The 12,225-nt window shown below is 47.9% G+C and carries 8 protein-coding genes; all 8 read left to right on the top strand.

The features are described 5' to 3' along the window. The first annotated feature begins 17 nt into the window (after window positions 1–17). The gene (locus MHH56_RS20275; protein ID WP_339203457.1) at window positions 18–1,427 is read left to right on the top strand and encodes a class I SAM-dependent rRNA methyltransferase; all 1,410 of its coding nucleotides are present in this window, start codon (window positions 18–20) and stop codon (window positions 1,425–1,427) included. Window positions 1,428–1,459: 32 nt separating this feature from the next. Beyond that, window positions 1,460–4,975, top strand: a complete 3,516-nt coding sequence (addB, locus tag MHH56_RS20270; RefSeq protein WP_339203455.1) for a helicase-exonuclease AddAB subunit AddB — start codon at window positions 1,460–1,462, stop codon at window positions 4,973–4,975. Between the two features lie 3 nt (window positions 4,976–4,978). Beyond that, complete coding sequence (gene addA, locus MHH56_RS20265; protein WP_339203454.1) at window positions 4,979–8,833, top strand: helicase-exonuclease AddAB subunit AddA; 3,855 nt, start codon at window positions 4,979–4,981, stop codon at window positions 8,831–8,833. Between the two features lie 15 nt (window positions 8,834–8,848). Further along, window positions 8,849–9,463 (top strand): hypothetical protein, encoded by a 615-nt coding sequence (locus tag MHH56_RS20260; RefSeq protein ID WP_339203451.1) that lies wholly within the window; start codon window positions 8,849–8,851, stop codon window positions 9,461–9,463. Between the two features lie 127 nt (window positions 9,464–9,590). Beyond that, window positions 9,591–9,938 (top strand): histidine triad nucleotide-binding protein, encoded by a 348-nt coding sequence (locus tag MHH56_RS20255; RefSeq protein WP_076266885.1) that lies wholly within the window; start codon window positions 9,591–9,593, stop codon window positions 9,936–9,938. A gap of 91 nt (window positions 9,939–10,029) precedes the next feature. Next, window positions 10,030–10,203 carry a 30S ribosomal protein S21 gene (gene rpsU / locus MHH56_RS20250; RefSeq protein WP_005547957.1) on the top strand — a complete coding sequence of 58 codons (174 nt, stop codon included), beginning with the start codon at window positions 10,030–10,032 and terminating at the stop codon, window positions 10,201–10,203. Between the two features lie 15 nt (window positions 10,204–10,218). After that, window positions 10,219–10,662 (top strand): GatB/YqeY domain-containing protein, encoded by a 444-nt coding sequence (locus tag MHH56_RS20245; protein WP_076266886.1) that lies wholly within the window; start codon window positions 10,219–10,221, stop codon window positions 10,660–10,662. A gap of 156 nt (window positions 10,663–10,818) precedes the next feature. Beyond that, window positions 10,819–12,192: a nodulation protein NfeD gene (locus tag MHH56_RS20240; RefSeq protein WP_339203449.1), complete on the top strand. Its 1,374-nt coding sequence runs from the start codon at window positions 10,819–10,821 to the stop codon at window positions 12,190–12,192. The last annotated feature ends 33 nt before the right edge of the window (window positions 12,193–12,225 follow it).

Raw genomic sequence — 12,225 nt, 5'->3', positions numbered from 1 at the left:
GGGGAAGCGAGATAAACGTGAGCAATCCAAAAATATTTCTTCTAAAAGCAAGGAAAAAGAGGCTGGAGCAAGGACATCCTTGGGTCTATGCGACAGAAATTGATCGTTTGGAAGGTGATGCGAAGCCGGGTGATTTGGTTGATGTTGTTAACCATCAAGGACGTTATTTAGCAACAGGCTATTGGAATCCAAAATCACAAATTACAGTAAGAATCGTTGCATATACGCCAATCGCTGCGATGGATGCAAGCTTTTTCCGTGATCGCCTTCGTCAGTGTCAAGAGCATCGCCGTCGCTTCGTTGCGGATGCCGATTGCCGCTTAGTTTACGGGGAAGCGGATTTTCTTCCTGGGCTTGTTGTTGACCGTTTCAACAATGTGCTGGTGCTTCAGTTTTTGACTCTTGGGATGGATGTAAGAAGAGAAGCGCTGATTGAGGCGTTGATTGACGTATTTCAGCCTGTCGGCATCTATGAGCGCAGTGATGTGGGTGTTCGAGTGCTTGAAGGATTGGAAGAGCGGACGGGCGTGCTTTACGGTGATTGCCCATCCATTATTGAAATTGAGGAAAACGGCTTGAAGCTTGAGGTTGATATTGTTGAAGGCCAGAAAACAGGCTATTTCTTCGATCAACGTGAAAACCGTGCTGCCATTGCTCCGCTTATGAAAGGCTGGGGAGGCCGGAGCGGTATTCATCTCGTAGAGCGTGAAGCACTGGAATCAGGCTCTGTTCAAATCGAGGCAAGCGTTGTAAGTAAATCATCTGGTACATCCGATTTCGTGCCGGTGAACGCGAATGGCAAAGTGGTCACTTTTCCTTTCTGGGATGGTGCATCGGTGCTTGAATGTTTTGCCCATACAGGAAGCTTCACACTGCATGCTTGTAAATATGGCGCCAAAAAAGTAACATGCTTGGATGTTTCGGAGCACGCCATCGAAACCGCAAAGCGCAACGTTGAGCGCAATGGGTACTCCGATCGGGTCGAGTTTGTTGTCGCAGACGCTTTTGATTATTTGCGCGTTCAAGTGAAAGGGCTCGACGAGAGAAAGCAGCGCGCGCTTGGCGGAGTAGATACGTCTAAGAAGATGGAAGGCGGAGCGGGACGGACCTGGGATGTTGTTATTCTTGATCCGCCGGCATTTGCAAAAACGAAGAGCGCAGTAGCAGGCGCATGCCGCGGCTACAAAGATATTAATTTACAAGGCTTAAAGCTGGTGAATGAGGGCGGATATTTAGTTACGGCAAGCTGCTCGTATCATATGCGTCCTGAGCTGTTTCTGGAAACGATCCAAGAAGCGGCTGTAGATGCAGGCAAGCTTCTTCGTTTGGTTGAATGGCGCGCGGCAGGCAAGGATCATCCTCAGCTGCTCGGCGTGAATGAAGGACATTACTTGAAATTCGCAATATTTGAAGTACGAAGCAAATAATTGATTTAAACGAATAGACGGGAGAGTTGCACATGTCGCTTCGCTTTGTCATCGGGCGTTCGGGAGCCGGAAAAACATCCTATTGCTTGAATGAAATAAGAAAGCAGCTGCGCGATCAACCGGACGGACCGCCGCTCGTCATGCTTGTACCGGAACAGGCTACTTTTCAAACCGAATATGCGCTGCTGCAGAGCGGTGAATTAAACGGGACGATCAGGGCGCAGGCGCTAAGCTTTCGGCGCCTTGCCTTTCGGGTCATGCAGGAGACGGGCGGAACGGCGCTCGTTCCGATTAACGATACGGGGAAGCATATGCTTCTCTACAAGATCGTACATCGGCTCGGAAAGCAGCTTGAGCTGTTTCAAAATGGTGCGGAACAGCCTGGATTCATCGATAGGCTTGCAGAGCTTCTAACAGAGTGGAAAAGGTACGGAATAGATTCCGAGCTCTTACAGGACAAGCAGGACGCTTCTAAGGCAGAAGCAGGCCAATCAACATTGCTAAAGCGCAAGCTGCATGATTTGCAGCTCATTTATAGTCAGATGGAGCAGGAACTCGCGGGCATGTATATAGACGCCGAGGATTATTTGCGTTATTTGCAAAATGGTTTTGCTAATGCCTCTGCTATGAATGGCGCGCATATATGGGTGGATGGATTTTATGGATTTACGCCAACGGAATATGAAGCGCTAGGAACGTTGATCGGTTCATCCGCTCAGGTGACGGTCACACTTACACTAAACAGAACTTATGGAATAGGCGAGCTGCCGCATGAACTGGATCTGTTTCATCCAACAGCCGAAACCTACAATAAGCTGATGGAGCTGGCTGCTCAATATGAGGTTGAGGTCGATTCTCCCATATTGCTAGACGAAATTCTTCCTGTTCGGTTTAAAAGCAGTCCAATGCTTGCTCATCTTGAGAAGCATTATAGCGAGAGAATACCGATGCTTATTGCTGACAAAACGATATTGGACGCAGAAGATGCACGCTGCGGCTTGTCGCTGCATGCTGCTGCGAATCGACGTGCCGAGGTTGAGGCCGTTGCACGCGATATCGTTCGCAGAGCTCGTAAAGAAGGGCTGCGCTGGCGGGATATTGCGGTTATGGTACGAAATGCGGAGGATTATACCGACTATATCGGACTTGTCTTTGCTGATTACGGCATTCCTTATTTTGTCGATCAGAAGGAGAAGGCCGTCCATCATCCATTGATTGAGTTTATTCGGTCTGCGCTTGAAACCGTCTTGTTTGGCTGGCGATACGATGCGGTGTTCCGCTGCATTAAGACGGAGATGTTGTTCAAGGTTGACGGAAGTCTGCCTAGAGACTGGTTCGATATGCTGGAAAACTATGCGCTCGCTGCAGGCATTGATGGCTGGAAATGGCTTGACCATAAGCGGTGGCATCCGTTAGTTCCTGTTTCACTTGATGATGACGAGGATATAGAGACCAAAATCAGCGAAAAGGCGCAGCGTGAAATCAATATCGTACTTGCAGCCAGAGAGGTTGTTGTTCCTCCTCTTCGCCGCTTCTCTGATGCACTGAATAAGGCCGAAAATGTTCAAGGGATGTGCGAGGCTTTATATCGTTTGCTCGATGAATCCGAAGCAGCAGATAAGCTCGAGCGCTGGAGCATTCAAGATACTGGAGCAGGGAAAACACAAAGAGCAAGAAGCCACAAGCAGCTTTGGGACAGTGTCATGCAGCTTTTGGATCAATTAGTTGAACTGGCTGGAAAACAGACCGTAACACCAGAATTGTTCGCCGGCATGATTGAGGCGGGGCTTGACAGCTTGAAGCTTGCTGCGGTACCGCCAGCGCTTGATCAAGTATTGATCGGCAGCATGGACCGAACACGGTCGGGGCATATACATGTATGTTACGTGCTAGGTGCAAATGACGGCATCATGCCAATGCGTGTGAAAGAAGACGGCATTCTTACTGAATCGGAGCGGGAACGTTTGGCTGATGATGGAATCGTAATGGCCCCAGGGGTGCGCAGGCGCCTGCTTGATGAGCGATTTATGATCTATAACGCATTGACCACGCCAAGCAAGCATTTATGGCTTAGCTGGGCACAAGCCGACGAGGAAGGGAAAAGCTTGCTGCCTTCAGAGATTGTAAGGCATGTCCGTCAGTTGTTCCCGGGCATAGCCGTTCAAAGTATCGCAGCAGAGCCATCGCCAAGCTTGCCATTGTCCGAGCAAAGAAAGTTCGTCTCGCAGCCGCAGCGAACGATGTCCTATTTGATCGGAGCTATTCGGAAATGGCAGCAGGGAGCAGTTATTGCGCCTTTCTGGTGGGATCTATACAATTGGTACGCGGTTCGTCCGGAGTGGCAGCAGAAGCTTCAGCTGCTGACAAGCTCCTTAACTTATGAGAACCAAGAGCAGTTCCTTTCTAAGGATACAGCACGAGAGCTTTATGGAGCGAGGTTGCAAGTTAGCGTATCGCGCATGGAACGGTTCGTATCGTGTCCATTTCAGCATTTTGCCATACACGGCCTAAAGCTGAGGGAAAGAAAGCTTTACCGGCTGGATGCCCCTGATGTTGGTCAATTGTTTCACGCTGCTCTAAGTAAGGTGGCGACGAGTTTTGGAGGACGCTGGGGAAAAACATCGGAAGCGGAGCTTAAGGCGGTCGTCTCGCAAACGGTCGATGATTTGGTTCCTAAGTTGCAATCCCAAATCTTGTTAAGCAGCAGTCGTTTTCAATATATCGCTCGCAAGCTGAAGGAAATTGTTGGCCAAGCAGCGCTTATGCTGGGTGAACATGCGCGAAGGGCGCAATTCCATCCCGTAGGCACCGAGGTCGATTTTGGCCCTGATGGGAAGCTGCCTGCACTCCGCATTCCGCTTGAGGCGGGCGGTGAGATAGAGATTATCGGCAGGATCGACCGTGTTGATGCTGCAGAAACGGAGGAAGGTCTGCTGCTGCGCGTGCTTGATTACAAATCGAGCTCGACGCATCTAAGACTTGAAGAAGTTGCCCATGGGCTTTCCCTGCAGATGCTGACTTATTTGGATGTACTGGTTACACATGCATCGGCATGGCTTGGTCGACCTGCTTCTCCGGCCGGTGTACTTTATTTTCATGTGCATAATCCAATTCTGGCGCTGACCAACAGCATTAGCCCTTCTGAAGCAAACGGTCAGCTCTTAAAGCGATTCAAAATGCGTGGACTGGTTACGGCTGATTCGGAAACCGTTAGACTGATGGACGATGAGCTGGACACTGGCTATTCAGAGCTGCTGCCCGTTGCTTTGAAGCGGGATGGAAGCTTTTATAGCAGCTCTTCGGTCGTCTCGAATGAACAATGGGACGTGCTTCGCCATTCTGTTAGAAATACAATCAGCCGAATTGGCAGCTCGATACAGTCAGGTGATGTTTCAATTGAGCCTTATCGTATCGGAACAAAAACACCTTGCCAGTATTGCGATTATAAAGCGGTTTGTCAGTTTGATGCTCAGTTCGACGGAAATGAGTATAGGAAGCTGAGCAAACCTTCTAAGGAACATATATGGCAGCAGCTAGAGGGGGAGTAATGGATGATGCACACTGCAAAGGATTCGCCCAAGCCGGAAAATAGTACATGGACCGATGATCAATGGGATGCAATCGTTACAAGCGGCTCGAACATCCTTGTAGCTGCTGCAGCGGGTTCTGGTAAAACAGCCGTACTCGTTGAGCGAATCATCCGTAAAATATCAGCGAACGCCGATGTTGACCGTCTGCTCGTTGCAACCTTTACGAAGGCGGCTGCAGCGGAAATGAAGGATAGGATTCGAAACGCTTTAGAGCTTGAATTGGAAAAGCAACCCGATTCGGAGCATTTGCGAAGGCAACTCGCCCTAATGAATAGAGCATCGATTACGACACTACACTCGTTTTGTATGGACGTCATTAGGCGTTACTATCCGTTAATCGGGCTTGATCCTGGCTTTCGTATTGCAAACGAGACCGAAAGCGAGCTAATGCGCCTTGACGTTCTCGATCAGCTATTTGAGCAAAAGTATGAAGGGGCTGGCGATAACGGCGCTTTTCTAAGGCTTGCCGATCGTTATGGCGGTGAGCGCGGCGATGAGCCTTTGTATCGGCTGGTTCAACAATTGTTCGACTTTGCGCAAAGCCATCCATGGCCTGAATATTGGCTTAGGCAAACCGCAGATGCCTTTAATATCGCGGATGTCGCAGCGCTGCAAAACAGTACGTGGGTTCTCAGTTTAATAGGCGATATTGAGATGGCTTTAGAAGGAGCGAGCTCGCTGCTGCACCAAGCCTTAGAGCTAACGCGACAACCTGCTGGCCCAGCACCTTATGCGGCTACCTTTGATGATGATTTGCAAATCATTAGCAGTCTCTCGGAACTGGTACATTCCATGCCCTGGGAATGTTGGATAGCGCCTTTTCAGTCCATCGAATTCGGCAAGCTGAAGGCGATGCGCGGCGATGAATATGACAAGTCCTTTCAGGAGCAGGCGAAGGAGCTGCGCGATCAAGCGAAGAAGCTGATCACTTCACTTTCTGATGAGTTATTTGGCAGATCTGCGGAGCAGTTTTTGGAAGAGCTTCAGGAGCTTGCTCCTCTGATGAAGGCATTATCCGAGCTTGTTATCGAATTTGGTCAAGGCTATGAAGCGGCTAAACGCGCGAAAGGGATGCTCGATTTTGGTGATTTGGAGCATTATTGCTTGCGTATTTTGCGTGATCCGTCTTCTACACCTGAACAAATGCTGCCTTCGATTGCAGCGATTGAATTCCAGCAGCAATTCGATGAAATATTGCTTGATGAATATCAAGATACGAATATGGTGCAGGAAGCAATCGTTTCGTTAATTGAACGGCCAGGTGCTGGCAACCGGTTTATGGTTGGCGATGTTAAGCAAAGCATATATGGCTTCCGCCTTGCTGAGCCGAAGCTGTTTTTGCAAAAATATAAATCGTATCTGTCTCGTCATGAGATGAACAAGCGATCGGAAACAGATGAGTCCGACGCTCTGCGCATCGATTTGGCGCGCAACTTTCGCAGTCGATCGGAAGTTGTTGATGGCGTGAATGCGGTTTTCCGCGCCATCATGCGCGAGACGGTAGCTGAAATGGATTACGATGAGCGAGCAGAACTCGTATGTGGCGCTACCTACCCAGATCCAGTGCCAGCCGATCGTTGTCAAGTTGAGTTTGCCGTGTTGAATAAAGCGGATGCAGATGACGAAGAGACAGCTGATGCCGATAACTCAGAGTCATCAGAGGGACAGGGTGAGGGAGAGCAAGGAGAAAATGGAACGCTCCTCGAATCAGCTTCCGAGCTAAAGGCGGCGCAGTTGGAGGCACGCTGGATTGCTCAGCAGCTGCAATCTCTTATCGACAGCGGATTCCAGGTTTATGATGGCAAACGTCGTGAGAATCGAAGTATGCAATGGCGGGATGTCGTTATCTTGTTAAGGGCGACCCAGCAGTGGGCGCCAATTATCATTGAGGAGCTGCAAGGAAGCGGTATTCCTGCGTATGCGGAGCTGAGCAGCGGCTATTTTGAAGCGACAGAAGTCGAGACGATGCTTTCCTTGTTAAGAGTTATCGATAATCCGTATCAGGATATTCCGCTTGCGGCTGCATTGCGATCGCCATTATTTGCATTAAACGGTGAGGAACTTGCAAGAATACGCATCCAATCTGCGAAATCAACGTATTATGATGCGGTCCTTCAAGCAGCAGGCGATTTGTTTATGGATGAGGACACGCGCAGGAAGCTTTCGCTTTTCTTGGACAGCTTGGATCGCTGGCGTGAGGAAGCAAGGCAGGGCTCGCTTGCTAATTTGCTATGGGAAATCTACCGCGAGACCGGGTATTACGATTTTGTAGGCGGCTTGCCAGGAGGGACGCAGCGTCAAGCGAATTTGCGTGCGCTGCATGACCGGGCTCGGCAGTATGAAGCGACCTCGTTCCGCGGTTTGTTTCGATTTCTAAGATTTATCGAACGTATGCGCGATAGCGGCGGCGACTTGGGTACTGCAAGAGCGCTCGGCGAACAAGAGGATGTCGTTCGCATCATGTCCATTCATAAGAGCAAGGGGCTTGAATTTCCGGTTGTATTCGTAGCAGGTCTAGGCAAGCTGTTCAATCAGCAGGATGTGCGAAGTGCGTTCTTGAAACACAAAGAGCTCGGTTTCGGGCCTCGTTTTGTTGATCCTGCTCTTCGCATTAGTTATCCTACACTTCCTTATTTGGCTATCCGAAGAGCCATGCGTAAAGAAATGCTAGCAGAGGAAATGCGTATTTTGTATGTTGCGCTAACCCGGCCAAAAGAAAAAATGTTTCTCGTCGCGACTGTAGCGGATGCCGAAGCCAAGCTTAAGCGATGGCTTTCTTCCGTCGATGCTTCAGGTAAAATGTCTGATTTCCGGGTTGCTGCAGCACGCTCGTTTATCGATTGGCTAGGTCCGCTAGCGGCTAGGCAAATCAATGACAGTCAGCTGGCTGACTACAATGCTCCGAACTGGCATGCTGGTGTTGTTTCAGCTTCTATATTCGGCACTGAAGCCGCAGCGGCGTCAGAGACGGAGCTGCAGGACCAGGACAAGGAAGAGCGGCTTCAAGCGGTTACTTCACTATCGCTTCTTGAGCATGTAGAAGCAGATGATGAGCTGCGTGAGCGGTTGGAATGGCATTATCCGCATCAAGAAGCGGCGGCACTCGCTGCCAAAACATCGGTTACGGAAATGAAGAGGCTGTATTCGGAGGAGCAGGAGGATGCGGTTCCATTAGACGAGCTGAATCAGCATCAGGCGAATACACATCTTCAAGAAGCTGCAACTGCTTCAGAAGCATCGTATACGTTCCGACTGCGCCGTCCAGCCTTTATGGAGGAAAAGTCGCTTACAGCAGCTGAGAAGGGCTCTGTTAATCATTTGCTTATGCAGCTTGTCTCCCTCACAGAAGAAATAGATGAACCGATGCTTAAACAAACGCTTGATCATATGATTGAGCAGCGCTTATTAACAGTAAAGCAATCGGAGGCAATTGATTTGCCGAACGTCGCAGCTTTTTTCCGAAGCGAGCTGGGACAGCGGTTGTTAAACGCTAACTGGGTGCGAAGAGAGGTTCCGTTCAGCTGCATGTTCCCTGCTAAACGTGTTTATCCGAATTCAGATCTAGATGAGCCGATATTGATTCAAGGGGTAATAGACTGTTTGTTCGAGGATGCTGCTGGCGTCGTACTGCTCGATTATAAGACGGATCGAATTTATAAGGAGCAATGGGTGGAAGCAGCGGAGCGGCATCGTTTCCAGCTGGAGCTGTATGCCGAAGCAATCGAATCTGTTCTCGGGAGAAAAGTGGATGAGAGCCATGTCTTTTTCTTTGACGGGGGTCAATCCGTTCACCTTAAGAGAACAAACCAAATCTAAAAGGAGGCTGTGAAGTTGGAACCACAGCAAACGGGCAAACGCTCTATCGCGCTGCCGATAACTCTCGTTATTCTTGTATTCAGCTTAATCGGCAATGTTTTTTTGTACTCGCAATTTTTACAAAATAAACAAGAAAACAATTATGTAAAAGGCCAAAAAATATTTAAAGCAGCGATTGGTTCTAAAGATTATATAGAAAAAATGCTTCCGCAGCTGGATGCTTTGCTTCAAAGTAAAACTTTAGACGAACGGTATGCCATTGCATTTCTTTCAGGTCAAGCAGCTGCGAGCGGCCATGCTTTGGTGGAATTTACTGCAGAAGCAGCAAGCGTGAATGCAGAGCCGGAAAAAATCAATAAAGAGCTTACCTCAGCCTATGTAACTGATGTCGATAAAGGCTTGCAAACGATTGGTCACTATGATGGTGCTCTGAACGAAACCGATGCCGCGTACATTCAGGGATTAAAAAGTGCGTTTGAAACCATATCAGGTATTATGAGTGGTTTTAATGCAAATATCGGGGAGAGCCGCATTGCAATTATTCGATTGTCCAGCGGGCTTGAATGGGCTCAGCTTGTTGAACAGATGCAGGCTGTTATGAAGGAAAAATCAGCTGAGATTTCGAAGTAGCAGCATGGATTCTGTCGCTTTTTTGGAAGGGTGTCTTCGAAGTTTTTGCGGGTTATCTTTAATGATTGGACGAGCGGCTAAAATTTCGGTATGATATGGTAAGGAAAGCGAATAGGGGGTGAAACCTATGGACTGTATTTTCTGTAAATTAATCGAGGGTGCAATACCTTCGAAGAAGGTATTTGAGAATGACAGAATTCTCGCATTCCACGATATACAGCCAGCTGCTCCTGTACATATTCTTATCATTCCTAAGAAGCATATCGCAACGATGAATGATGTTACCGATGAAGATGACGAGGTTATAGCCGAGATGTTCGCGGTAGCTCGTCAAATCGCAAAGGAACAAGGAATTGCGGAGTCAGGCTATCGACTGGTCAACAATGTTAATGCCGACGGAGGACAGCTTGTTTATCATCTGCATATCCATGTATTGGGGGGAACGAAACTTTCTTCTCGGGTTGTAGATATCTAAAGTTGACACTGCCTTTTGGTTTGACATATAATGAAATTTGATAAACCGTGTTATAGCTCTGGACGGTCTGTTTCGGAGGGAGGGAAAACTGGTGTCTGAAACTAAAGTTCGCAAAAACGAAACTATTGATGCTGCGCTTCGCCGCTTTAAACGTTCCATCGCTAAAGATGGTGTTCTAGCTGAGGTGAAAAAACGCAAGCATTATGAAAAGCCAAGTGTAAAGCGCAAGAAGAAGTCTGAGGCTGCGCGCAAGAGAAAGTTTTAGGAGGATCCTTCCATAATGAACCTGAGCGAAAGATTGACCGATGATATGAAGCAAGCCATGAAGAATCAGGACAAGTTTAAACTTTCCGTTATTCGTATGATGCGCGCGTCAGTGAAAAACTTGGAAATCGATCTCAAGCGTCCATTGGACGATAACGAAGTGCTTGATATATTGAGTCGCGAAATCAAACAACGTAAAGATTCCCTCCAAGAATTTAAAAAAGCCAGCCGCGATGATTTAGTAGCGGGTCTTGTGGTCGAAATTGAAATTATTAGTCAATACCTTCCCGAACAGCTGACTGAAGAAGAGATTCAAGAGATAGTAACGCAGACCATCCATGAACTCGGTGCTTCTTCCAAAGCCGATATGGGAAAAGTTATGAGTGCCCTTTTGCCTAAAACAAAAGGACGCGCTGACGGTAAACTAGTAAATCAGCTCGTTCAGCAACATCTCAACTAACTAAACATACGGACTCACAAAACACCCCTTAACGGGGGTGTTTTTTTGTACGTTTCAAGTGTAAATGGTATGATATGGAGAAGGCTGCCTGAAACGTTTTCATTTGTCAAACGTAGTAGAAAGCAAACACGAAAAAAAGGAGGAACCTTCTTGCACATGAATCGATGGCGAAGAAGTATGTCCGCCACTCCAATCGCATTGATCGCAGCGGTGTTAATGGTGACGCTTGCAGCATTATTTGGTTCACCGGGGGAGAAAGCAAAGGCAGCAAATGAAGTTGGCCCAGCAGTGTATGTGATTCCCGTTAAACAAACGGTGGAATCGGGGCTTCAATCCTTTTTGGAGAGAGCCTTTAAAGAAGCTGAGGAAGCAAAAGCTGAGCATGTGATTCTCGTTATTAATACGCTTGGCGGCAAAGTCGTAAACGCAGAGGAAATTGGTCATCTTATAAGGGAGAGCGCTATTCCTACTACGGCATTTGTTGAGGGGAAAGCAGTATCAGCAGGCACTTATATTGCTTTGAATGCTGACAATATTATTATGCAGCCAGGCAGCACGATAGGTGCAGCTGCAGTGGTGAATGGCTCGGGAACTTTAGAGGATAATCCCAAAACGATTTCCTATTGGACCTCTGAAATGAGCGAGTCTGCAGGATTACAGGGTCGCGATAAGAATATCGCTGTCGCTATGGCGGATCCGAATGCAACAGTGGAGCTGAAAGACAAGCTTGGCAGAGATAAGCTGAAGGGAGAAATTCTTACCCTGTCAGCAAGTGAAGCTGAGAAAGTCGGATACTCTGAGCATACAGCAGCGAACGTTGATGAAGCAGTCAAATGGCTGGGCTTGGAAGGCAGAACACAAATTGAGGTTGTTCCGTCACTTGCGGAAAATGTAGCTAGATGGCTGCTCAATCCAATCGTTATGACGATTTTGCTCATACTTGGCATTGCAGGTATCGTTATTGAAATGATCATTCCAGGCTTTGGAGTACCGGGCGTTGTCGGAATATTATCGTTTGCCCTTTATTTCTTTGGCCACTATGTTGCTGGATTTGCTGGAATGGAGTCGGTCGTGCTGTTTGTAATTGGAATAGCCTTGCTCATAATCGAAGTGTTTGTACCAAGCTTTGGGATTTTGGGCTTGCTCGGCAGTGCTGCGTTGGTAGCAGGAGTCGTTACCGCTGCTTCAGACCCAATGACGGCTTTCATATCGATCGTCATTGCGTTAGTTGTTGCCACCATTCTAATCGTTATTTTTATTAGAATGAACAAATCCAGAGGTATTTGGAACAAATTTATATTGCGCGAGAAGCTGACAACGGAGCAAGGTTTTGTTTCTGCGGATATTAAGGATTCACTGCTCGGATTGCAAGGGACAACAATTACTCCGCTGAGACCAGCAGGAACAATTGTTATGAATGACAAGCGAATTGATGTCGTTACCTCTGGTGAGTTTATCGATACGAACCGAACGGTGACAGTCATTAAAGCGGAAGGTACTTGGGTCGTTGTCAAAGAAGTAACAAAATAGAGAAAACGAATATACAAATGGAGGTTGGAACAA

The organism is Paenibacillus sp. FSL K6-3182 (assembly GCF_037976325.1).
Classification (GTDB): domain Bacteria; phylum Bacillota; class Bacilli; order Paenibacillales; family Paenibacillaceae; genus Pristimantibacillus.
The sequence above is the reverse complement of the archived record's forward strand: the minus strand, read 5'-3'. Positions and strand labels throughout refer to the sequence as shown.

What these genes read in the sequence shown, in the direction of transcription:
- addB (WP_339203455.1), top strand. Translation starts at nt 1,460, where the DNA reads ATGTCGCTTCGCTTTGTCATCGGGCGTTCGGGAGCCGGAAAAACATCC.
- MHH56_RS20245 (WP_076266886.1), top strand. Translation starts at nt 10,219, where the DNA reads ATGAACCTGAGCGAAAGATTGACCGATGATATGAAGCAAGCCATGAAG.
- addA (WP_339203454.1), top strand. Translation starts at nt 4,979, where the DNA reads ATGATGCACACTGCAAAGGATTCGCCCAAGCCGGAAAATAGTACATGG.
- MHH56_RS20255 (WP_076266885.1), top strand. Translation starts at nt 9,591, where the DNA reads ATGGACTGTATTTTCTGTAAATTAATCGAGGGTGCAATACCTTCGAAG.
- MHH56_RS20240 (WP_339203449.1), top strand. Translation starts at nt 10,819, where the DNA reads ATGAATCGATGGCGAAGAAGTATGTCCGCCACTCCAATCGCATTGATC.